The 21,961-nt window shown below is 62.8% G+C and carries 25 protein-coding genes; 12 read left to right on the forward strand and 13 right to left on the reverse strand.

What is annotated here, in order from left to right; genetic code table 11:
* Nucleotides 1-2: 2 nt before the first annotated feature.
* Nucleotides 3-1,514, reverse strand: a complete 1,512-nt coding sequence (locus MesoLj_RS27070; RefSeq protein ID WP_140768466.1) for a LysM peptidoglycan-binding domain-containing protein — start codon at nucleotides 1,512-1,514, stop codon at nucleotides 3-5.
* A 143-nt stretch (nucleotides 1,515-1,657) separates the two neighbouring features.
* Here MesoLj_RS27070 and MesoLj_RS27075 point away from each other — a divergent pair, with 143 nt between their 5' ends.
* The gene (locus MesoLj_RS27075; RefSeq protein WP_140768468.1) at nucleotides 1,658-2,269 is read left to right on the forward strand and encodes an LOG family protein; all 612 of its coding nucleotides are present in this window, start codon (nucleotides 1,658-1,660) and stop codon (nucleotides 2,267-2,269) included.
* Nucleotides 2,270-2,297: 28 nt separating this feature from the next.
* Here the strand turns inward: MesoLj_RS27075 and MesoLj_RS27080 are convergent, their stop codons facing one another.
* Entirely contained in the window at nucleotides 2,298-3,182 is an 885-nt protein-coding gene (locus MesoLj_RS27080) for a LysR substrate-binding domain-containing protein (protein ID WP_140768470.1), read from the reverse strand.
* Nucleotides 3,183-3,292: 110 nt separating this feature from the next.
* On the opposite strand from MesoLj_RS27080, the gene MesoLj_RS27085 reads away from it, so the two are divergent.
* On the forward strand, nucleotides 3,293-3,583 hold the full coding sequence (locus MesoLj_RS27085) for a muconolactone Delta-isomerase family protein (RefSeq protein ID WP_202323176.1): 291 nt from the start codon (nucleotides 3,293-3,295) through the stop codon (nucleotides 3,581-3,583).
* A 49-nt stretch (nucleotides 3,584-3,632) separates the two neighbouring features.
* Here MesoLj_RS27085 and MesoLj_RS27090 read toward each other — a convergent pair whose 3' ends face one another.
* On the reverse strand, nucleotides 3,633-4,112 hold the full coding sequence (locus MesoLj_RS27090; RefSeq protein ID WP_202323177.1) for a hypothetical protein: 480 nt from the start codon (nucleotides 4,110-4,112) through the stop codon (nucleotides 3,633-3,635).
* Between the two features lie 270 nt (nucleotides 4,113-4,382).
* Between MesoLj_RS27090 and MesoLj_RS27095 the strand changes: the two genes are divergently transcribed.
* Nucleotides 4,383-5,381 carry a transporter gene (locus MesoLj_RS27095; protein WP_202323178.1) on the forward strand — a complete coding sequence of 333 codons (999 nt, stop codon included), beginning with the start codon at nucleotides 4,383-4,385 and terminating at the stop codon, nucleotides 5,379-5,381.
* 33 nt (nucleotides 5,382-5,414) lie between these two features.
* Here MesoLj_RS27095 and rarD read toward each other — a convergent pair whose 3' ends face one another.
* The 7 genes from rarD to cysS all read right to left on the reverse strand — a co-directional run bounded on the left by rarD (nucleotide 5,415) and on the right by cysS (nucleotide 11,769).
* Entirely contained in the window at nucleotides 5,415-6,332 is a 918-nt protein-coding gene (gene rarD / locus MesoLj_RS27100) for an EamA family transporter RarD (protein ID WP_140768479.1), read from the reverse strand.
* An 83-nt stretch (nucleotides 6,333-6,415) separates the two neighbouring features.
* Nucleotides 6,416-8,038, reverse strand: a complete 1,623-nt coding sequence (gene cimA, locus MesoLj_RS27105; RefSeq protein WP_202323179.1) for a citramalate synthase — start codon at nucleotides 8,036-8,038, stop codon at nucleotides 6,416-6,418.
* Entirely contained in the window at nucleotides 8,035-8,985 is a 951-nt protein-coding gene (pip, locus tag MesoLj_RS27110; RefSeq protein ID WP_202323180.1) for a prolyl aminopeptidase, read from the reverse strand. Before pip ends, cimA begins: the two co-directional genes overlap by 4 nt.
* The gene (locus MesoLj_RS27115) at nucleotides 8,982-9,458 is read right to left on the reverse strand and encodes a GFA family protein (RefSeq protein WP_202323181.1); all 477 of its coding nucleotides are present in this window, start codon (nucleotides 9,456-9,458) and stop codon (nucleotides 8,982-8,984) included. Before MesoLj_RS27115 ends, pip begins: the two co-directional genes overlap by 4 nt.
* Nucleotides 9,455-9,946, reverse strand: coding sequence for a GFA family protein (locus tag MesoLj_RS27120; protein ID WP_202323182.1), 492 nt, complete (start codon nucleotides 9,944-9,946; stop codon nucleotides 9,455-9,457). The genes MesoLj_RS27115 and MesoLj_RS27120 overlap by 4 nt, the downstream gene beginning before the upstream one ends.
* 6 nt (nucleotides 9,947-9,952) lie before the next feature.
* A complete protein-coding gene (locus MesoLj_RS27125) occupies nucleotides 9,953-10,339 on the reverse strand; it encodes a VOC family protein (RefSeq protein WP_202323183.1) in 387 nt (128 codons plus the stop codon).
* Nucleotides 10,336-11,769, reverse strand: a complete 1,434-nt coding sequence (gene cysS / locus MesoLj_RS27130; RefSeq protein WP_202323184.1) for a cysteine--tRNA ligase — start codon at nucleotides 11,767-11,769, stop codon at nucleotides 10,336-10,338. Before cysS ends, MesoLj_RS27125 begins: the two co-directional genes overlap by 4 nt.
* A gap of 166 nt (nucleotides 11,770-11,935) precedes the next feature.
* On the opposite strand from cysS, the gene MesoLj_RS27135 reads away from it, so the two are divergent.
* Together MesoLj_RS27135 and MesoLj_RS27140 are read left to right on the forward strand one after the other, a co-directional pair.
* Complete coding sequence (locus MesoLj_RS27135; RefSeq protein WP_202323185.1) at nucleotides 11,936-12,076, forward strand: hypothetical protein; 141 nt, start codon at nucleotides 11,936-11,938, stop codon at nucleotides 12,074-12,076.
* A 109-nt stretch (nucleotides 12,077-12,185) separates the two neighbouring features.
* The gene (locus MesoLj_RS27140; protein WP_140768494.1) at nucleotides 12,186-12,341 is read left to right on the forward strand and encodes a hypothetical protein; all 156 of its coding nucleotides are present in this window, start codon (nucleotides 12,186-12,188) and stop codon (nucleotides 12,339-12,341) included.
* Nucleotides 12,342-12,419: 78 nt separating this feature from the next.
* Here MesoLj_RS27140 and MesoLj_RS27145 read toward each other — a convergent pair whose 3' ends face one another.
* On the reverse strand, nucleotides 12,420-13,181 hold the full coding sequence (locus MesoLj_RS27145; protein ID WP_202323186.1) for an SOS response-associated peptidase: 762 nt from the start codon (nucleotides 13,179-13,181) through the stop codon (nucleotides 12,420-12,422).
* Between the two features lie 127 nt (nucleotides 13,182-13,308).
* Between MesoLj_RS27145 and MesoLj_RS27150 the strand changes: the two genes are divergently transcribed.
* The 4 genes from MesoLj_RS27150 (at nucleotide 13,309) to MesoLj_RS27165 (ending at nucleotide 15,756) form a co-directional block, all read left to right on the forward strand.
* Entirely contained in the window at nucleotides 13,309-13,743 is a 435-nt protein-coding gene (locus MesoLj_RS27150; protein ID WP_202323187.1) for an NUDIX hydrolase, read from the forward strand.
* Between the two features lie 62 nt (nucleotides 13,744-13,805).
* Nucleotides 13,806-14,183 (forward strand): TIGR02301 family protein, encoded by a 378-nt coding sequence (locus tag MesoLj_RS27155; RefSeq protein WP_202323188.1) that lies wholly within the window; start codon nucleotides 13,806-13,808, stop codon nucleotides 14,181-14,183.
* 452 nt (nucleotides 14,184-14,635) lie between these two features.
* Entirely contained in the window at nucleotides 14,636-14,893 is a 258-nt protein-coding gene (locus tag MesoLj_RS27160; RefSeq protein WP_008874920.1) for a hypothetical protein, read from the forward strand.
* Between the two features lie 71 nt (nucleotides 14,894-14,964).
* Nucleotides 14,965-15,756 carry a hypothetical protein gene (locus tag MesoLj_RS27165; RefSeq protein WP_202323189.1) on the forward strand — a complete coding sequence of 264 codons (792 nt, stop codon included), beginning with the start codon at nucleotides 14,965-14,967 and terminating at the stop codon, nucleotides 15,754-15,756.
* A gap of 35 nt (nucleotides 15,757-15,791) precedes the next feature.
* Here the strand turns inward: MesoLj_RS27165 and MesoLj_RS27170 are convergent, their stop codons facing one another.
* Nucleotides 15,792-17,123, reverse strand: coding sequence for a dihydroorotase (locus tag MesoLj_RS27170; protein WP_202323190.1), 1,332 nt, complete (start codon nucleotides 17,121-17,123; stop codon nucleotides 15,792-15,794).
* 75 nt (nucleotides 17,124-17,198) lie between these two features.
* On the opposite strand from MesoLj_RS27170, the gene ygfZ reads away from it, so the two are divergent.
* The 3 genes from ygfZ to MesoLj_RS27185 all read left to right on the forward strand — a co-directional run bounded on the left by ygfZ (nucleotide 17,199) and on the right by MesoLj_RS27185 (nucleotide 20,901).
* Nucleotides 17,199-18,059: a CAF17-like 4Fe-4S cluster assembly/insertion protein YgfZ gene (gene ygfZ / locus MesoLj_RS27175; protein ID WP_202323191.1), complete on the forward strand. Its 861-nt coding sequence runs from the start codon at nucleotides 17,199-17,201 to the stop codon at nucleotides 18,057-18,059.
* On the forward strand, nucleotides 18,059-18,694 hold the full coding sequence (locus MesoLj_RS27180) for an HD family hydrolase (protein ID WP_172351199.1): 636 nt from the start codon (nucleotides 18,059-18,061) through the stop codon (nucleotides 18,692-18,694). Before ygfZ ends, MesoLj_RS27180 begins: the two co-directional genes overlap by 1 nt.
* A gap of 65 nt (nucleotides 18,695-18,759) precedes the next feature.
* On the forward strand, nucleotides 18,760-20,901 hold the full coding sequence (locus MesoLj_RS27185; protein ID WP_202323192.1) for a putative bifunctional diguanylate cyclase/phosphodiesterase: 2,142 nt from the start codon (nucleotides 18,760-18,762) through the stop codon (nucleotides 20,899-20,901).
* An 88-nt stretch (nucleotides 20,902-20,989) separates the two neighbouring features.
* Here MesoLj_RS27185 and MesoLj_RS27190 read toward each other — a convergent pair whose 3' ends face one another.
* Nucleotides 20,990-21,910 carry a LysR family transcriptional regulator gene (locus tag MesoLj_RS27190; RefSeq protein ID WP_140769707.1) on the reverse strand — a complete coding sequence of 307 codons (921 nt, stop codon included), beginning with the start codon at nucleotides 21,908-21,910 and terminating at the stop codon, nucleotides 20,990-20,992.
* Between the last annotated feature and the right edge of the window lie 51 nt (nucleotides 21,911-21,961).

A 21,961-nucleotide genomic window follows, 5' to 3' on the forward strand; every position in this document is an offset into this window, starting at 1 on the left:
TTCTACTGCGTCTTTGCCGGAGCCGTGGTCGCCTGCTCGCCCATCGCCTTGAGGTCGGCGGCTTCGCCTTCCTTGGACTTTCCCGGGACCTTGAACACCTGTCCGGGCCAGATGCGGTCAGGATTCCTGATCTGGTCCTGGTTGGCGAGGTAGATTGTGGAATAGCGCACGCCATGGCCATAGACGCGCCGCGAAATCCGCCACAGCGTATCGTGGCGGCGGATGACGACGGCGCCGTCGGCATGTTCGAGCTTGGGCGATACGACCTCCGGCACGTCGCTTGGCGGCGTGGCTTCCGCGACGACGGCCGGAGCCTCGGTGGCGGGCGCACCTGGAGCCGGAGCGGCAGGAGCTTCCGCGGCGGCCGGTGCGGCCGGCTTGGTCTCGGCTGGCTTGCCATCCGCTGGCTTGGTTTCGGCTGGCGCCACGGCGGCGACCGCTTCGCCCGGCTCGCGCTCGAACGGCACGGCGGCGCGAGCCACAACCTTCACGCCATCGGCATCGAGGCCGTCGACATGAATGGTGTAGCTGCCGACCGGAATGTCGCGCGTTGCCTCGACGAGGAAATGACCATCCGGCGATGTCTGCGCGTCACCGAGCAGGATGTCGTTGGCATAGGCGCGCACCTTGCGGCCCGGATCGGCGAGGCCGGCGACAAAGATCTTGTTGCCGTCTATCTCCACCGCCTCGACGACGATCTTGGGTTCGCCCACGGCCGCGGCGGGCGGTGTTGCCTCCGCGACGGCTGGCGCGGGTGCGGCTGGTGCAGGCGATGCAGCGGCGGGAGCAGTCGGTGCCGGAGCAGCGGGAGCGGCTGGTGCCGCCGCTGCATCGCCGGCGGGTGCGGCTGGTTTGGTCTCGGGTGCTGGAACTGTCAGCAGTTCGGCCGGCTTGCCTGGCTCCTCGACCATGGCCAGCACCTGGCCGGCCGCGTTTGCAGGAACCGAGACCACGGCGGTCTGCGCCGAGGCGGTCACAACCGTGCCGACAGTCGAACGCAGGGCAATCGTATAGTCGCCGGGCTTCAGCGGATCGTCGAGCACGATGACAAAGGCGCCATCCGGACCCGCCAAGGTAGAGCCAATCACGGCCGTGCCGTTCAGGATCTCGACCTTTGAATTGGGTGCCGCATTGCCCGCAACGACGATCGAACCATTGCTCTCGACGCGCACGACATCGAAAGTCGGCGCAATAGGACCAGTTGCTGCCGGCGCAACGGGCGCCGCCGCATCGGCAGCGGGCGCGGCTGGGGGCGTGGCCTCTGTTGCAGGCGCGGCGGGGGCCGCTGTCTGCGGCGCCGCGGCGGGAGCAGCCGGCACCGCCGGAGCAGGCAGTCGTCCTTCCGTGCCAGGATCAGCCGGTTTCGGCGCCTCGGGCGGCGTCAAGGCCGCGACCTGCGCCGGGGCGGCTGGATGAAGATACGGGTCGAGTGCGCCCGATACATAGGCGGTTCCCGCGGCCGCGACGGTCCCACCCGCCGCGAACAGGAACGCCTTCAATGGATTAATTGCCATATTTCCCTACCCCTTAGCCACCTAATGCCGGTCTAGCGTGTTTTCCCAAAATCGACAAGAAAAACGGGCCGGCAAGAAAAAGCCCGGGCTTGTCAACCCTTGGGGCTTGACCACGCTTTCAGACCCAATCACCAATCATCCGCATGAATACGATTCGATCCGTCTGCGTCTATTGCGGCTCGTCTCCGGGCCGCGATGAAGTCTATGCGAAGGCCGGACACCTGCTTGGGCGCTCAATCGCCAGAGCGGGCCTGCGGCTGATATATGGCGGCGGCACCAAAGGCATTATGGGCGCCGTCGCCGACGGCGCGCTCAAGGCCGGCGGCAAGGTCACGGGCATCATTCCCCGCTTCCTGATCAACAGGGAAGCAACCGAAACCGCACTTGACCGGCTCGACGAGTTGCTGATCACCGACAACATGCACGAGCGCAAACACAAGATGTTCGAGAAATCCGACGCCTTTGTGGCGCTGCCTGGCGGCATCGGCACAGTCGAGGAGATCGTCGAGATCATGACCTGGGCGCAACTCGGCCATCACCGCAAGCCGATCGTCTTCGGCAACGTCAACGGATTCTGGGACCCGATGACGGCGTTGCTTGATCACATGGCGGCGGAAGGCTTTATTCACACCGCGCAACGGGTCAAGCCGCTGGTCGTCAACGACCCGGAGGCCATCGTCGCAGCCATCATGGTGGCAGGCTCCTCCGTCGACGCCCCGACCGAGGGTGTGCAGTCGGTGATAGACAAAATGTAGGGAATAGGCAGTAGGGAATAGGGCTTGCCTACTGCCCTACTGCCCTCCGCAAATCCCCTATCACCGCGCGCTCATCCTGCCGCCGCCAGGCGAGATGGATCGCCACGCTGCGCTTGAACCAGGGAAGGTCTCGGAAAACGATCCCCGGCGGCGCGACGCTTCGCAGGCTCTCCTGGACCGTCGCCAGGCCCAGTCCGGCGCTGACCAGGCCGAGCGAGGTCAAGGGATCGGCCGTCTCATAAGCGATGTCGGGCACGAAGCCAGCTTCGATGCAGGCAGCCAGGAACTGGCCGCGGTTGGTATCGGCGGGCTGGCGCACCACGGTGATCCAGGTGCGGCCATCGAGATGATGCGGGCGGATGTCGGCCACAGCCGTGAGCGCATCGCCCTCGGGTATCGCCAGCACCAACGGCTCGCGGCGGACCAGCGTCGAGGCGATTTCGGGATAGTCGGCCGGCGGCGGGGAATAGACCAGGCCGAGATCGAGCGTGCGCTGGCGCAGCCCCTCCAACTGCGCGGCAGAGCGCAGGCTCATCAGACTGAGATGCAATTGCGGCCGCTCTCGCCGAAACTGCCTGAGCATGCCGGCGACCAGCCCGGCATGCACGGCACCCTCGACATAGCCGACAGCAAGGCGGCCGGCCGCGCCGGTCGCAAGGTCACGGCCGAACATCTCCAGCCGCTTCGCGCCAGCGAGAAGCATCTTGGCCTCGGCGAGAAAGGCGCGACCTTCAGCACTGAGGTGAATCCGCTGCTTTGCCCTTTCGAACAGAGCAAAGCCCAGTTGCTCCTCAAGCTGGATGATCTGCCGGCTGAGCGGCGATTGCGAGATGTGCAGCAGTTCGGCGGCGCGGCCAACATTGCCGGTCTCGGCGACGGTGACGAAATACCGGATCTGGCGCAGGTCGAACACTTTTTCTCCGAAATTCCAGTCTCTTCAGGTCTCAACTTTAGCCTAATCAGTCTTGGACAGTCTGACAAGCCAAAAGCGATAGTCGGCCATCCCAACCAAAGGAGACCGACATGCCGTTCTTTGCCCTTCTCACCCGCAACACCACAAAGTTCAGCGACGCCGACTTTGCACCGCTTTTGCCGGGTGAGGCCGAGCAGCGGCGCACGCTCTACGCCGAAGGCGCTGTGCGCCAGGTTTGGAACCGCGGCGACATTCCCGGCAGCGGCATGATGTTCGAAGCATCCAACGATGCCGAAGTGCGCGGCCATCTCGCCACTTTGCCGCTGATAAAGGCCGGCATGATGGAGATCACCGCGATCGTGCCGCTCAATCCCTATCCGGGATTTGGGCCGAAGCGCTGAGCGAATGAGAACGACGCGGCTGGCAGCGAGGCCGGCCGCGTGCGCATCATCACTGCCATTCCTGGTAGGACGTTTGCTGGGAGGTGGGGGCGACAGAGGCCTGCTGGGCTGTCGACACCCTGGCGAATACCGCGCTGATCGAGACGCTTCGCACGCTTATCCCTGCCATCGGTGGGACGGTCGTTTCGATCGACGCCCCGTCCGGCCATTGTACCTTGATGGTAAATTCACCAGGCGGGAAACTTTCTCGATTGGCTTGGATCGCGCCCAGCAATGGTTCCAAGGCGCTACCATCGATGACGTTGCCATGGCGCGCGTGTTTCTGCGCATACTCCCATTCATCACGCACCGTCCCGAGCGCTTTGTCAAAGTCGGTAAAGCTGTTCTTGGTCACCGGCGTCATGGAGATCGTTTGCGACCGAACGCTGACACCGAGCAACTGTAGCGCGGCCGAGTTCCTCACACTGAAATCGACCGCCTTGTTCAAGCCGCGATCTGCCAGCAGGCCAATTGAAAACTGAAAATTCATGGATCAAGTCTGAACGTTGCCAATCATCGTACAGTATTGGAGACTGGTAAACATTGCGTTTTCGCGACCAATCGACCTTTTCTGAGCCACCGTTCGCAACGCTAGCCAAACAAACCGACGGCAACTGTTGCGTCTAGCGCTGCCCCTGCTCGACACACTGTGATCGGCTGTCAAGAAACCGTCACACGGAACCGGGTTCGCGCGTGCTAGAAATCGCGGTGAGGTGCCGCAGTGCGGCGCTGCGCTCGCAACCTGTATCTGGCACTGCCCATGGATATCGCCCTCGCTCCGGAAGGCTCCGACCTGTCGCCTTATCTACCCGATGAGCACGGGTTGTTCTTCAGCTATCATTTCACGGCGGAAGGCTCCCGCACCAAGGACCCCGCGCAGGCGCGATGGACATGGCGCAGCTACCAGATCACCGACCTCCACGCTCGCCAGGAGATCGGCGCCGAGAAGGCTCTGCCGACCCCGGCGCGCGATGCTTTCCTCGCCCCCAGCCATGGCTGCCACATCGACTATGAGGATGGCTGGCTCTACGGCGATCTGCCGGACCTCAAGCACGATTTTTCGGAAGCGCGCGGGCTCGTCCATTTCCGCTTCGCCTTCAACGACACGATGCTGATCGGCGCCCGCAAGCAGCCGCTGGAGTCGGTCGACGCCGTGCGCAAGGTAGTGGAAAGTGGATCGCGGAAATTCCGCTCGCCGTCGGACCTGATCGAGGCGGTCATGGGCCAGTCGCTTGATGGCATGGCGATCGAGCTCGGCAAGCTCGGCGACACGCTCGATGGCATAGAGGACCGCGTCGTGCGCGACGCATGGCACAATGAGCGGCAAGCGCTGGTCGAGGCGCGCCGGCAGCTCGTGGTCATCCACCGGCAGATGGCAACGCTGACCACCCTTTTCCGGCATCTCGACCATTCGCATCGCGACGAGTTGCCGGATTCGATCAACGACATGGCGGCCCGACTCTCGCACCGGGCGCAGACGCTCTACCATGATGGCGAGCAGTTGCAGGCGCGCACGAGGCTTCTGCAGGACGAGCTGATGGCCAAACTGACCATGCAGTCGAACCAGTTGCTCTATGTTCTCTCTGTCATGACGGCCGTGCTGCTGCCGATGACCATTATCTCCGGCCTGTTCGGCATGAATGTCGGCGGACTGCCGCTTGTCGACACGCCATTGGGCTTCTGGGTGGTGACGGCGGTGTCAATGGCTATCGCCGCGGCCACCTATCTGTTCGTCAGACGGCTTGGCCGGGGTCTGTAGCGGCAACCCATCGGCAATATCTTGCGCGGAAGCCTATCGGGCAGCAGCCCGGCGGGCCGTCATCAGCATCGACCAGGAATAGATCGCCAAGGCCATCCAGATCAGGGCAAAGGCAACGGCCTGGGTGGTGCCGAACGGCTCATCGAAAATCAGGACCGCGATCAGGAACACCATGGTCGGCGCGATATATTGCATGATGCCGATGGTGGAGAGGCGCAAAAGCTTGGCGCCGAACGCAAACAGAAGCAGCGGCACCGATGTGACAGGGCCGCAGCCGATCAGCAATGCCGTATCGGTGCCGTTGCCGGACACGATGTGATCCTGTCCGGTCGCGATCAGGTAGGCGATATAGAAGAGAGCGGGCACGGACAGCAAAAGCACTTCGAGCAGAAAGCCCTGGCTTGGCCCGATCGGCAGCGTCTTGCGGAAGAAGCCGTAGGCGGCGAAGGAAAAGGCCAGCGCCAGCGATACCCAGGGCAGCTTGCCGCCCTCGATTGTCAGCACCGCCACGGCGACCGTCGCCAGCACCACCGCCGCGATCTGCAATTTGTCGAGGCGTTCGCCAAGCAGCAGCGCACCAACAACGACGCTGACCAACGGGTTGATGTAGTATCCAAGCGCGGTCTCGACGGTGCGGTCGACGGCGATCGCCCAGACATAGATGCCCCAGTTGACCGAGATCAGCGCCGCCGTCAGTGCCGCCATGGCGATGGTGCGGGGTGAACGAATTGCCGCCTTGAAGTCCGCCGTACGGCCGGCCCAGACCAGAACCGCGGCGGCGATCGGCACGGACCAGACGATGCGGTGGGCGATCACCTCGGCAAGCGGCAGATGCGCCACCGCCTTCATGTAGAAAGGCAGTAACCCCCACAGGAGATAGGCGCCCAATGCTAGCAGGAAGCCGCGGCGGGCTTTTGAATCCGCGTCCAGGGCAATTGCTTCAGTGGCCATGGGCCAACGCTATGGCCCAGTAATCTTCGCAAGACCATCACAAAGTTCTGATGGATCAATGGACTTTCGCTGATGGGTCAACCTTATTCGGCGGCAACCAAGCCAGCCATCTCACGGTTCTTCATCAGCTTGTACACGATCGAATCCATCAGCGCCTGGAATGAAGCGTCGATGATGTTTTCGGAAACTCCAACCGTCCACCAGCGCGCACCGGTGCCGTCATGCGATTCGATCAGCACGCGGGTGATCGCCTCGGTGCCGCCATTGAGGATACGCACCTTGAAGTCGGCGAGTTCTAGATCGACGATCTCGCTCTGGTATTTGCCGAGATCTTTGCGCAGCGCGATGTCGAGCGCGTTGACCGGTCCGTGTCCCTCGGCCACCGACATCTTCTCCTCGCCGTCGACCAGCACCTTCACGATCGCTTCGGACACGGTCTTCAACTGACCGTTGGCATCGAAACGCCGCTCGACCATGCAGCGGAACGAGGTGACATTGAAGAATTCCGGCAGGCCGTGCAGCATCTTGCGCGCGAGCAGCTCGAAGGAGGCGTCGGCGCCCTCATAGGCATAGCCTTCGGCCTCGCGCTCCTTGACCACGGCAATCAGCGCATCGAGCCGATGATCGTCCCTGGGCACGTCAATGCCGCGCCGCTTCAGTTCGGCGAGGAAATTGGCCTTGCCGCCCTGGTCGGAGACCATGACGCGGCGGCGGTTGCCGACGGATTCCGGCGGAACATGCTCATAGGTCGCCGGTTCCTTGGCCAGCGCCGAGGCATGGATACCGGCCTTGGTGGCGAAGGCCGAGGCGCCGACATAGGGCGCTTGCGCTTCCGGGGCACGGTTCAAGAGTTCATCGAATGCGCGCGACAGGCGCGAAATGCCGGTCAGCGCCTCGGCCGAAATACCCGTCTCGAAGCGATCCGCGAATGCCGACTTCAGCGCCAGTGTCGGCACGATCGAGATCAGGTTGGCATTGCCGCAGCGCTCGCCAATGCCGTTCAGCGTGCCCTGGATCTGGCGCACGCCGGTCTCGACGGCGGCCAGGGAATTCGCAACCGCCTGGCCGGTGTCGTCATGGGCGTGGATACCCAGATGATCGCCCGCAATGCCCGTTTCGATGACCTTGGCGACGATGGTGCGCACTTCCGAAGGCTGCGTGCCGCCATTGGTATCGCACAAGACAACCCAGCGTGCGCCGGCATCATAAGCCGTTTTCGCGCAGGCCAGCGCATAGTCCGGATTGGCCTTGAAGCCATCGAAGAAATGCTCGCAGTCGACCATCGCTTCTTTGCCGACGGCGACGGCGGCCTCGACCGAAGTCTTGATCGACTCCAGATTCTCCTCGTTTGTGCAGCCGAGCGCCACGCGGACATGATAATCCCAGCTCTTGGCGACGAAGCAGATGGCGTCCGATTTCGACTGCACGAGCGCCGCAAGGCCGGGATCGTTCGAGGCGGAGACCCCTGCCCGCTTGGTCATGCCGAAGGCGACGAACTTCGCCTTGGCCGTGCGCTTCTTCTGGAAGAAGGCGGTGTCGGTCGGATTCGCGCCGGGATAGCCGCCCTCGACATAGTCCATGCCGAAGTCGTCGAGCAGTTTTGCAATCGCGATCTTGTCCTCGACCGAAAAGTCGATGCCCGGCGTCTGCTGGCCATCGCGCAATGTGGTGTCGAAGAGATAGAGGCGGTCGCGGGTCATGGTCATTTGCCTGCAAATTTGTCCGTCGCGCGGATCAACTGGTCGAGGATGCCGGGCTCGGAATAGGCGTGGCCGGCGCCTTCGATCAGTTGGAAATCGGCCTTTGGCCAGGCCTTGTGCAGCGCCCAGGCATAGCGCGCCGGACACGGCATGTCGTAGCGGCCATGGACGATGGTGCCGGGAATGTCCTTGAGCTTGTGCGCATCGCGCAGAAGCTGCCCCTCCTCCAGCCAGCCGGCATGGACGAAATAGTGGTTCTCGATACGGGCAAAGGCGACGGCATAGTCGTCCTGTCCAAACGGACCGCTGGTTTCAGGCTCCGGCAGCAGCGTGATCGTCTCCCCTTCCCAGAGGCTCCAGGCGCGAGCAGCCTCTATCTGCGCCTTGCGGTCCGTGCCGACCAGGCGCTTGCGGTAGGCCGCCATCATATCGCCGCGCTCGGGCTCGGGGATGGGTGCCAGGAAACGTTCCCACTTGTCGGGAAACATCTCGGAGACACCGAACTGATAATACCATTCGAGCTCCGCGCGCGTCAGCGTGTAGATGCCACGCACCACCAGCTCGCTGACGCGGTCAGGGTGCGTCTCCGCGTAGGCGAGCGCCAGCGTCGAGCCCCAGGAACCGCCGAACACCAGCCATTTGTCGAAGCCGGCCATTTCGCGCAGGCGTTCGATGTCGGCAACGAGATGCCAGGTCGTATTGGCCTCCAGCGAGGCGTTCGGCGTCGATTTTCCGCAGCCGCGCTGATCGAACAGGATGACGTCGTAGAGTTTTGGATCGAACAGCCGCCGGTGTTTTGGCGAGATGGTGCCGCCTGGCCCGCCATGCAGGAACACAGCCGGCTTGGCACCCTTGGTGCCGGAACGCTCCCAATAGACCGTGTGGCCGTCGCCGACATCGAGCATGCCTGAGTCGAACGGTTCGATTTCCGGATAGAGTGTGCGCAAGTTCATAGTTTCAAGCCCTGTTGCGGCCAGTTGGCCGTTTCGTGGTCGGGGTGTTGGAAGGAGATGATCTGCTCCTGCCTGGCGTAGTAGTCGGGGTCGTCGTGGACCGGCGCCTCGAAGATCTTTTCCACCCAGGGCAACCGGGCCCCATAATTGACCTGGATTTGCGGTGCCAGATCCGAGCGGTCGTCGAAGGCGCCGATAGCGATCTCGAGCCCGCCGGGTTGGCGGTAGGTCAACGGCGTGCCGCAGCGGGCGCAGAATCCGCGATCGATGTTGATCGACGACTGGAAATAGCTCGGTTCCTCATGGGTCCATTCGACGCCATCCCGGGGCACGGTAACCAGCGCGCCGAAGAACGAGCCGAACTGCTTCTGGCACATGCGGCAATGGCAGATTGACGGACGCCCGAGCGCTCCCTTGATACGGAAGCGCACGGCGCCGCACTGGCAGCCGCCGGTTCGGACGGTCTCAGTCATGGTCTTTCCTCCGGCGGCCATTGTTCGGTGTCGTGATCGGGATGCTGATAGGAGACAAGCTCGGCGAGATAAGGGGCCGAATCCATGTCCGCCATCGTATCTTCGCCCGGCAATTGCGGAATGGTGTCGACATAAGGCAGTTTTGCTTCGGTGCCCCACTGTACAGTCGGTGCGATGCCTGCCGGATCGTCGAAGGTGGCGATCGCCAGCGCAAGTCCGTCGGGCGCCTCGAAGGTCAGCGGCGTGCCGCATTCGGCGCAGAAGCCGCGCCAGGCGGCATTGGAGGAGCGGAAACGCTTGGGCTCGCCGCGCGTCCAGTCGAGCTTGGCGCCATGCACCGAGACCAGCGGCATGTAGAAATTGCCGCTCGCCTTCTGGCACATGCGGCAGTGGCAGATCGAGGCGTCGCCAAGCGCGCCCTCGACGCGGAAGCGCACCGCGCCGCATTGGCAGCCGCCTGTGTAGACCGGCCGGTTGTCGAGGCTCATCGTGTCTCACTCCGGATCATGGCAGACGGCCTCGACATTGTTGCCGTCGGGATCGAAGACGAAGGCACCGTAGTAATTCGGGTGATAGTGTGGGCGCAGCCCCGGCCCGCCATTGTCCTTGCCGCCGGCGGCAAGCGCCGCCGCATGAAAGGCGTCGACCTCGGCACGGCTGCGCGCGGTGAAGGCAACGTGCTGATGGGCCTTGGGCTTGTCCTTGGCGGCCTGCAACCAGAACACCGGGCGGTCGCGGCCGTAGCCACCGACTTTCTCACCGCCAGTGTATTCCAGCGGCACCATGTAGATCAGCGAAGCGCCAAGCGGTGCCATCGCCTTGTCGTAGAAAGCCTTCGAAGTGTCGAAATCGGCAACGTTGATGCCGAGATGGTCGATCATCTTTTTACCTCCCAGGTCGTGATGCGTTCGCCGGTCGCCGGATCCTTGCCGTCCTTCAACTGCACGCCTTGCGCCAAAAGGTCATCGCGGATGCGGTCGGCCTCGGCCCAGTTCTTCGCCGCGATGAGAGCGAGGCGATTGGCGATTGCCTTGGCGATCTTGTCCTCATCCACCTCTTCGGAGCCGACATCGAAGCCAAGAAACAGCAGCGACGCCTTCAGTGCGGCAGCGGCTTCGTTGCCGTCGGCTGCCTCACCGGCCAACTGCGTCAAAACCTGGAAGGCGGCATAGGTGGCCAGGTCATCGGAGAGTGCCTCCACGACCTTTGCCGGCAGTTGCCCGACGGCCGGCGCCAGGTCCGCCGCGCGTTTCCACTTGCGCAGCGTGTTCTCCGCCTCCTCCAGCTTGCGCACGGAGAAGTCGATCGGCTCGCGGTAGTGCGTCATCAGCATCGCCAGCCGCAGAACATCGCCCGGCCAGCTGCGGCCGCCGAAGGTCTCGGTCTCCAGCAGTTCATGGATCGAGTAGAAATTGCCGAGGCTCTTCGACATCTTCTGGCCCTCGACCTGCAGGAAGCCATTGTGCATCCAGACATTGGCCATGACCGACGTGCCGTGGGCGCAGCGCGACTGGGCGATCTCGTTCTCATGATGCGGGAAGATCAGGTCGAGGCCGCCGCCATGGATGTCGAAAACCTCGCCGAGATAGGCCGCGGACATGGCGGAGCATTCGATGTGCCAGCCCGGCCGGCCCCTGCCCCATGGGCTCTCCCAGCCCGGCTCTTCCGGCGATGACAGCTTCCACAGCACGAAATCCTGCGGGTTCTTCTTGTGCGCGTCGACGGCGATGCGAGCGCCGGCCTGCTGCTCGTCGAGATTGCGCTTCGACAATTGCCCATAGTCCGGCATCGACGCCGTGTCGAAGAGAACTTCGCCGGCGGCGACATAGGCATGGCCGCGTTGGATCAGGCTTTGAATCAAGGTAATCATGTCGGCCTTGCCGTCGGCGCGCGGCTCGACGAATTCGGTGGCGCGCGGTTCGACTGTCGGCTCGAGGCAGCCGAGCGTGGCGACATCCCTGTGGAACTGGTCGGCGGTCTTTTCCGTCACCCGCCGGATCGCTTCGTTGAGCGACAGCTTTCCGGTGGATATCTCGCCGCCGAAATCGCGCAACGCACGCGCGTTGATCTTGTCGTCGACGTCGGTGATGTTGCGCACATAGGTGACGTGGGCTTGTCCATAGAGATGGCGCAGCAGGCGGAACAGCACGTCGAAGACAATGACCGGCCTGGCATTTCCGATATGGGCGAAGTCGTAGACGGTCGGGCCGCAGACATACATGCGCACGTTCAGCGCATCGATCGGAACGAAATCCGTCTTCGTACGCGTCAGCGTGTTGTAGAGGTGCAGGCCCTTCGATGCGTCAGACATTCCATGCCTTCCCGGTTCAGAACTTCTTGTTTGCATGGAGCCAGCCTCGCGCCGAGGCGCAAATCAGGCTCCAGCCTGCTGGCCGGGGCGTTTGTCCAATCTGGGGAAAGATGAGGCGAAAACGTCCGGACCAGCGCGAGGCTAGCCAATAATGCAAATGCCACAAATGGCGAAAGACGTTTTCATGGGCGGCTTTATCGCCTTGGCCAGTGTTGCCGTCAAGTCGCTGATCCCGGGAAAAACGTCGCCAAGACAGGCAAACCCGTCGCTCGATCACGCGGAATCAGCCAGTGAAACATTTTATTAAACATGTCGGCACAGTCATGAAACATTCGCCGGCTAGATCACCAAGCGTCACGATTTGGTCGGAATCAGCCATCAAACGCAGACACGAAAACGTGACCAGGGAAGAGAACATGCCTCGAAGCAAGCAGGAAGCCAACCGCGCCAAGCAACCCGCGCTGGCCAGCCACTATCGCGCAATCGGCCCGGCCGCGATCGTCGCCGCACTTCTTCATACCGCGAAGAAGAAGAAGCCGGCGCAGAAGATCGTATCGCCGCGCGCCGCCTGAGATGATGTTCCGCCGGCGCGAGCGCCGGCGATGAGGGTGCAAACAAGCATCCTGGAATAAGGCCCTCGACAGGCTTCGCTAGAACAGCGTCATCTGACTGTCGTCGGTGCCAGGTTTCTGGCGTCTGGCCTTCTCGGGCTCCGGGCCGATCTCCCCTCTTACTTGAATCTCCGGTCCGGTGTTGGCGACCTTGTTGACGAGGTCGGAGACTGGAATCGCCTCGAAGAAATCGAGTTGCGCCGGTCGCAACAGGTCGGCGACGTCGCGCGGCTCCTGCGTGCGGCAATCCAGCCAGCGAGCGAAGTCCCTGGGATCGATGACAACCGGCATCCGATCATGAATATGGGCGATGTCGGCATTGGCGTTGACCGTCAGGATTGCGCCGGTATCCATTTCCGAGCCGCCCGGCTCCGCATAGGTCTCGATCAGGCCGGCAAAGGCGACCAGCCCGCCATGCCTGGGCCGGATCCAATAGGGCTGCCCCTTCTTGCCCCCGGTCTGCCGCCATTCGTAGAAGCCTGATGCCGGCACTAGCGCGCGGCGATGGCGCATGGCAGCCTTGAACGAGGCCTTTTCGATCGCGCCTTCCGAGCGCGCGTTGAACAGCAGCGGAAACTCCCTGGTGTCCTTCACCCAGGCTGGGATGAGTCCCCAGCGCACCAGCATCGGTTGCCGGTCTGGCAAATTGGAACCTGGTGAGCGCGGCGCACCAGCGGTCGCCATCAGCACCGGCTGGGTCGGCGCGATGTTGTAGCGCGCCGGGAAATCTTCCAGGTCGGCCAAGCCCAGAAAGGCAGCGGTTTGATCCGGCGTGGCCGTCAAGGCAAAACGTCCGCACATGATCGATTGCTCCTGCCCTGGAATGGTTGCGCAAGAAAGTGGCGATGGAACAGCCGCACTGCAACCGCTAAAGCTGTCTGGCGCCAACCGTCCACAGCGGGCTGCGGCGGTCGAACGGTTGAGAGCCATGAACGACATACGAAAGATACTGCCGGCCGTCTCGGTAGCCGTGGTGCGTGGCGATACCGTGCTGCTGGTCAAGCGAGCCCGGCAGCCCTCACAGGGGCTCTATGCCTTTCCAGGCGGCAAGGTCGAGGCCGGCGAGACGCTGGAGGATGCCGCGAAGCGCGAACTGCTGGAAGAGACCGGTCTGCGTGCCACCGGTTTCCGCCCGCTTCGGGAAATCCATATCGACGGCAGGGATGACTCCCACCCTGTCGATTACCGACTCACGGTCTTCGGCGCCGCCTATGCCGGCGGCGAGGCCGTGGCCAGCGACGATGCCGAGACAGCCGCCTTCTACACGCTCCGCGAGATGACGGCGCTGCCGCTTGCCGGTTCGGTGTTCGCGGTGGCGGAAGATCTGCTTGGCCGACCTGCTGGTTCCCCTGAAAGCCGCTGAATTCCTCAACGGCGGCGCCGGAAACGCCTTGCAGGCGACAAATTGTTTGGCCACATAGACCTATGAGCCGCGCTCCTCTTCTTGTTGCTTTATGCCTTACCGCCAGTACCGCCGTGGCCATGCGGCCGGCGTTCAGCGCCGAGTCGCCGTTCGAGCCGGGGCTGATGCGGCTGGCAGAGGTTCTGGGTTCGCTGCATTTCCTGCGCAATCTGTGCGGGGAGAAGGGCGACCAGTGGCGCGGCGAGATGGAAAAACTGCTCGATTCGGAAAATCCGGACCCGGAGCGCCGCGCCCGCTTCATCGCCAGCTTCAATCGCGGCTATCGTTCCTTCGGCGGCACCTATACCCAGTGCACCGCTTCAGCCACCGAAGCCATCAGCCGCTACATGAAGGAAGGCGAGACGCTGTCGCGCGATATCGCCTCGCGCTATGGAAACTAATGTATGCCGTCCAAAGTGCCCCGGCTTTGGGGACGCGACATGCATAAGTACAAAGACATGAAACGCGTTGCATGACTCTGTTTCGACGCACGTGCTTCAGGCGATCCATCAACAGGTATCGTAGCCATCATCGGTGATGTTGGAGAAATCCGGCTTGTACCGGTCTGTGTCTTGGTGCAATCCTGATGTTGCACTTCTGCAACAGCGTTAATCAAACGTTACCGCACGAATGCGAAATTAACTCAAACTGAAGGTTTTCAACCCGCAGGCCGGCCTAATCGGCTAAGTTCGATCCGGGTTGAAACGCAGCTTCGCCAGATACAGCCGCCCCCTGTAAAAGACGATCAAAAAAATGTCGTATTTACAGATACTTACTTAGGCTGCGTGTAAACGGAACAGATCAAGCATGATCCCCATTGACGGGTCGCCGCTTGAAAGGGTGGACATCGCTTATGGAACATGGTGTCAACGACATCGACGCGCTGGTCAGGGAAGAAAAACGCCTGACGGCGGTGGAGAGCCACAGCGAAGCCTGGGCTGAAGGCCTTTCGGCCGGCATCGAGCCCGAGATCATTGCCGAGGCAGCGCTAGAGACCGCGTTCGGTGAAATGCTGCGCGCCAATGGCGAGACATCGGCCCTTGCCCTGCTCGACCGCATGCGTGAAAAGGTTATTGCTGGCGCCTTCGAACCCGAGCGGCTGCGGCACTGAACCGACATCCGGTTCTTTGACGATCGAGTGCCGTTTGGGCATCATGCCCGGGAGCCAAGGAGATACGGGCAGTGAATTTTCCGATGTCGGGCCGGTCGAAGGGCCTGGTCCTCCACATCCGCCTCGCCGCTTCCTGTGCCGCGATTGCCTTTGTGACGTGCCTGCCAAGCAGCCAGGCCTATGCGCTGAGCGAAATCCAGCGCGAAGAGCTTCCCTCACCCGTCACACCGTCAGCGGATAACGACGCTTCGTCGCCCGGCGGCGCGATTCCCATGCCTGACCCGGTGGGAACGCCACCTTCGACCGGCCAGCAGCCGGCCGCTCCGGACGCGGCGGAGCCCGACAGCCCGGCGGATGGCGGCAGCAACAGACCGCGTGTCGATCCCGAAGCACCCTTGCCGGAAGTCGTATACGACCTCGGCAAGCTGCCGGAGCCCGTGCGGCGCATGCACGACCTCATCATCGAAGCCTGCAAGAGCGGCGACATCGAAAAGCTCAGGCCCCTGATCGGCAAGGGCGACAGCATGACCCAGCTGTCGCTGGCCGACATCGACGGCGACGCCATCGCCTTCCTCAAAGGCCTGTCGGGTGACCCGGACGGCCAGGAGATCCTGGCCATCCTGGAGGAAGTCCTCAGTGCCGGCTATGTTCATGTCGATGCCGGAACACCGCAGGAACTCTACGTCTGGCCGTATTTCTTCGCGCTGCCGCTGGACAAGCTCGACGCCAAGCAGCGGGTCGAGCTGTTCAAGATCGTCACCGCCGGCGATTTCGACGACATGAAGCAGTTCGGCGCCTATATCTTCTATCGCGTCGGCATCACGCCCGCCGGGGAGTGGACGTTCTTCGTCGCTGGAGACTGAGCGGCCTACCCCTCGACAAGGGAGATTGAGGAAGCCTATCCCGGCAACGCCTCGGAAAACTCCACCGCCCGGCCCTGACCAGGCATCACGATCTCGCCGTCCCACATGACGCGGCGGCCGCGAATGACCGTGCCGACCGGCCAGCCGGTCACTTCCTTGCCGTCATAGGGCGTCCAGCCTGCCTTCGAGCCGGCTTGCGCATTGGTGATGGTCTCGCGCCGCTTCATGTCGACAATGGTGAAGTCGGCATCATAGCCGGCGGCGATGCGGCCTTTCCTGGCCATGCCGAAGATACGTTGCGGGCCGTGGCTGGAGAGATCGACAAAGCGCTGCAGGGTCAGCCGTCCCGCATTGACGTGGTCGAGCATGATCGGCACCAGCGTCTGCACACCGGTCATGCCCGAGGGCGAGGCCGGATAGGGCTTTGCCTTTTCGGCCAGCGTGTGCGGCGCGTGGTCGGAGCCGAGTACATCCACAATGCCTTGTGCGATGCCATGCCAGACGCCGTCGCGGTGGCGGGAGGCGCGCACCGGCGGGTTCATCTGGATCAGCGTACCGAGCCGGGCATAATCGTCGGCACTCAGCGTCAGATGGTGTGGCGTCGCCTCGCAGGTCGCGACGTCCTTGTGCTGTTCGAGGAACAGAATCTCCTCGGCGGTCGAGATGTGCAGGACGTGGATCCGGGCGCGAGCGTCGCGCGCGATGCGCACCAGCCGTTCGGTGCAGTGCAAGGCGGCAATCTCGTCGCGCCAGACCGGGTGCGATGACGGATCGCCCTCGATGCGTTCGCCCAGACGTTCGCGCAACCTGAATTCGTCCTCGGAATGGAACGCGGCACGACGGCGGGTGTTCCTCAGGATGGAAGCGACGCCTTCGTCGTCCTCGACCAGCAGATCGCCGGTGGACGATCCCATGAAGACCTTTATGCCTGCTGCCCCCGGCAACCGCTCGAGTTCTCCGACATCCCTGGCGTTATCGCGAGTCCCGCCGACCCAGAACGCGAAGTCGCAATGCATGCGGCCGCTGCCGCGCCGGACCTTGTCGGCAAGCGTTGCCTCGCTGGTGGTCAGCGGGTTGGTGTTCGGCATCTCGAACACCGCGGTGACGCCGCCGAGCACCGCCGCCCGCGAGCCTGTTTCCAGATCTTCCTTGTGCTCCAGTCCAGGCTCGCGAAAATGCACCTGGCTGTCGACGACACCGGGCAGGATGTGCAAGCCGCGGCAGTCGATCGTCTCACCGGCCGAGGCCCGGTGGAGATCGCCGATGACCGCGATGCGCCCGTCCTTCACCCCGAGATCGCGTTGCCCCTCGCCGTCATGGTTGACCACCGTGCCGCCTGTCAGGATGAGGTCGTAGGTCATGGGCATGCTCTCTTGCGGGGGGAGTGTCAGCGGCTTACGTAATGGCTAACCGTTTTGCAAGATCAGGCTTTTATTCTCCCCATGCCCTTTGCCCTGCTGAAAGACCGCGCGCTCATCTCCGTTTCCGGCCTGGATGCCGAGCACTTTTTGCAAAACATCCTGACCACCGATCTCGATACGCTTGGCAAAAGCGAAGCAAAGCCCGGCGCGCTGTTGACCCCGCAAGGCAAGATCCTGTTCGATTTCCTGATCTCGCGTGCCGGTGAAAACGCCTTCCTGCTGGAATGCCGTGCCGACATTTCAGATGATTTCATTCGCCGGCTGATGCTCTACAAGCTTCGTGCCAAGGTCGAGATTGCCAAGTCGGAACAAGCGCTTGTCACCGTTGCGTGGGGAAAAGGGTCAATCACCTCGGAAAATGATTCAACCGCGGTTGCCGACACACGCTTTCTCAATGAAGGCGTCACGCGCTCCTATGCCGGCACTGCGGGCGCCGGCGACGCCGCCGCCTGGCAAGCCTTCCGCATCGCCCACGGCATTGCCGAGAGCGGTGCCGATTATGCGTTGGGCGACGCCTTTCCCCATGACGTCCTGCTCGACGAGACGGGTGGCGTCGGCTTCAGGAAGGGCTGCTATGTCGGCCAGGAAGTCGTCTCGCGCATGCAGCATCGCGGCACGGCGAGGCGCCGTGTGCTGATTGTCCAGGCAAGTCCTCCCCTGCCCGCCTCAGGCACCGACCTCACCATCGAGGGACGGCCGGTCGGTACACTCGGCTCGAGTGCCGGCGGCACGGGACTTGCCATTGCCCGCATAGACAGGGTCAAGGCAGCCTTGGACGCCGGCCAGCCGATCCTGGCGGGTGATGTCCCGGTGACGGTGACCATTCCCGTATGGGCCAAATTCCGTTTTCCTCAGGAAACCGTCAGTGCGGAGGAAGCCTGATGGCGGCGGACCGTGCCGGTGCGCCGCCACGTGCCTGGCAGCGCATGCTGTCCGGCCGTAGGCTCGACCTGCTCGACCCCTCCCCACTCGACATCGAGATTTCGGACATTGCCCATGGGCTTGCCCGGGTCGCCCGCTGGAACGGCCAGACCAGCGGCGAGCATGCGTTTTCGGTCGCCCAGCATTCGCTGCTGGTCGAGGCCCTGTTCAACGAACTGGCGCCACAAGCTTCGGCCGATGACCAGTTGGCCGCGCTGCTGCACGATGCGCCCGAATATGTCATCGGCGACATGATCTCGCCGTTCAAGTCGGTGATGGGCGGCAGCTACAAGGACTGCGAGTTGCGCCTGCAGCGCGCCATCCATCTGCGCTTTTCGCTGCCGCCCGAACCGGCTGCGGCACTGCGCAGGGAGATCAAGCGCGCCGACCAGATCGCCGCCTATTTCGAGGCAACGCTGCTCGCCGGCTTCTCTACCGCCGAAGCGACCGAATTCTTCGGCCGTCCGCGCGGTTTTTCCGCCGAGCGCTTCGACTTCACACCGCGCTCGGTGACCTCCGCGCAGAATGCCTTCCTGAAGCGGTTTTCAGGGATCGAGAAGTCGCGGCACCCAGTTGCGACGTCGGCGGTAGGGTAGAAAACGCTAAATTAACCGGAAAAGATAACAGTGCGGTGTTCGATCACGCACCGCAGGCGCGCCTCATGCCCGTCGTGGATGTCAAGAATGGTTCGGTCGTCCCGGAGCGGGCGGCCGAAGGCATGGAGCGCTCGCGCCGCATGGAAGACGAGCTGCGCGAACAGAACGAACGCTTTTCAGCCGCCGTCGAGAACATGTCGCACGGCCTGTGCATGTTCGACGCCGACGAACGCATGATCATCTGCAACGGCAACTACCTCAATATCTTTCGCCTCGACGCCAAGCTGATACGTCCGGGCATCCGCTTCATCGATATCCTGCGGCACAGCGCCGACATCGGCATCGCCTCGCAAACCGCAGACGAGCTTTATGCCATCCGCAAACCCTATATCGACCAGGCGAAACCCTCGACCTACGAGGAGACGCTGTCGGATGACCGCATCGTCAGCATCTCGCACCGCCCGCTGGCCTTGGGCGGCTGGGTTTCGATCTACGAGGACATCACCGAACAACGGCGCGCCGAGCAGGACCTCAAGGAGCAACACCGCCGCTTCGACGCCGCTCTCGCCAACATGTCGCAAGGCCTGCTGATGTATGACGGCAACGGCAAGATGATCGTGCGCAACCGGCGTTTTCTGGAGCTCTACAACGTCACCGCGGCGGACTTCCCGCTTGGAACAACGCACCGCGACGCGCTGGAACGATTGCTGGAACTCGGCATCTACACGAAGATCGATGTCGACAGCGAAGTCGCCAAAACCGAAGCCTGCCTGGTGGCGGCAAAGATGCATTCGGCCTATCGGTATCTAACCGACGGCAGGACGGTTCTGGTCACGCGCCAGCCGATGAGCGGCGGCGGCTGGGTGGTGACCTTCGACGACGTCACCGAACGCCGCCGCACCGAAGAGCGCATGACCCATCTTGCGCATCACGACACGCTGACCGGACTGCCCAACCGCTCGATGTTTCGCGAGCGGCTCGACCTAGCGCTGGACGATGAGGCGGCTACGCCGCTGGCGATCTTCTCGCTCGATCTCGACCGCTTCAAGGCGGTCAACGACACCTGGGGACATCCTGCCGGCGATTGGCTCCTGAAAAGCGTGGCCGAGAGGCTGCAGCACTGCCTGCGCAATGAAACAGACATCGTCGCCCGTTTCGGCGGCGACGAGTTCGTCATCATGCAGTTCAATTCCAGGGGCATCGCCGAAGCGGAGAAACTGGCGAAGCGCATCGTCGAGGCGATCGCAAAACCGTTTCGCGACAAGAGCCGGGAGATGCACATCGGTATCAGCCTGGGCATTGCCGTTTTCCCCGACGATGGCAGGGACGCCGATACGCTGCTGAAAAACGCGGATACCGCGCTCTATCGGGCGAAGAGCGAAGGGAGAAACCTGTATCGCTTCTTCGAGCCCGAAATGGACGCCGTGGTGCAGGCCCGCCGGGCGATCGAGGTGGACCTCGAGGCTGCGCTGCCGCGCCAGGAATTCGATCTCGACTTCCAACCCATCATGAACATCGCTTCCGGCGAGATCATCGGCGCGGAGGCCTTGATGCGCTGGCATTCGCCGGCGCGCGGCACTGTCGCGCCAGACGAATTCATTCCGGTCGCCGAAGAAACCGGACTGATCGTGCCGCTTGGCGAGTGGGCGCTGAGAACGGCCTGTACGGCGGCGGCAAGCTGGCCTTCCGGCTTGCGCATCGCGGTCAATGTCTCGTCCGTGCAGCTTAGAAGCGGCGGCTTTGCCCGCAGCGTTATCTCGGCGTTGGCCTTTTCCGGCGTGCCGGCCGCACAGCTAGAGCTGGAAATCACCGAAACCGTGCTGATGGACGAGAGCAAAGCCGTGCTCAAGACGCTGCGGCAGTTGCGCGAACTCGGCATCCGCATCGCGCTGGATGATTTCGGCACCGGCTATTCCTCGCTCGGCTACCTCAGGCGTTTCCCGGTGGACAAGATCAAGATCGATCGCTCATTCATTGGCGACATGGCCAATCACGACACGGCGGCCATCGTCCGCACCGTCATCGGGCTCGGCACCGAGCTTGGCATTGTTGTCACGGCCGAGGGCGTCGAGACCGAGGTGCAGCTCGACATGCTGCGCAAGAATGGCTGCGTCGAGGCTCAGGGGTACCTGATCGGCGTACCGTCAAAGGCATCGGATATTCAGCGTCTGTTGAAATCGCGTGCACTGCGCAGCCAGATCGGCTGACCTTAGGCCAAAGGCGTTTTGTCACTCCGTCCCGAACCGAGCCGTTCCGAGAGCATGCCGTCGGGCCTCTATTGTTCCGCCGCGCCATCTATTTGGAGATCAGTTCCCAGCTTGGTCTCGACAGGTGCGCCGCCATGAATCCGGCGACGGCTTCCACCTTCGCCGGGCGCGAGCGGGCCGACGGCGTGACGAAATACAGCGCGCCTCTGGGTAAAGTCCAGTCGGTCAGGATCGCTTCCATGCGCCCGTCGGCAAGGTATTCGCTGGCAATGAATTCCGGCAGCTCGGCAATTGCCAACCCCGCCAAAACGGTCGGAACCAGGGCGTCTGAGTTGGTTACTCGCAACGGCCCTGACGGTGTGACAACTTCCTGATCACCCACGACATTGCTGAAATGCCAGACGTCCTGCCGCGGACGATAGGCGTAGCCCAGGCAGTGATGCGCGTCGAGATCGCGTGGTGTGCCTGGACGGCCATGCCTGGCGAGATAGGACGGTGCAGCCACGATATACGGGGCGATGCCGCACAGGCGCCTGGCAACCAGCGAAGAGTCCGGCAACACGGCAATCCGCAGTGCTGCGTCGAACCCTTCACCGATCAGATCGACGACCGCATCGCTCAGGTGCATATCGATCGACACATCAGGATAGAGCTTGAAGAAATCAGGAAGCAACGGCGCCACCCACCGCAACCCAAACGACATCGGCACGGCCAGACGCACCAGGCCGCGCGGGCTGGCTGACAGTTCTCGCGCCGCGTTCTCGGCATTCTCCGCGTCGCGGTAGAGTCGAGACGCACGTTCGGCGAGCCGCTGACCAAAATCGGTAAGAGCCAGCCGCCGCGACGTGCGGTTGAAAAGCCTTGCGCCAAGTCGCTCCTCCAGCCGACTGACACCACGCGACACCGTTGCCACCGACAGGCCGAGCACGCGTGCGGCAGCGGCAAAGGACCGCTCCTCCGCGACCTTGGCGAACATGGCCAACCCTTCGAAATCCGGAACTTTCGACATCGCCAATTCTGCAACGACTGTTTTCAAGCATTGCTATTTCGAAAAGATCCG

It is taken from the genome of Mesorhizobium sp. 113-3-9, from assembly GCF_016756515.1.
In the GTDB taxonomy this organism is placed as follows: Bacteria; Pseudomonadota; Alphaproteobacteria; order Rhizobiales; family Rhizobiaceae; genus Mesorhizobium.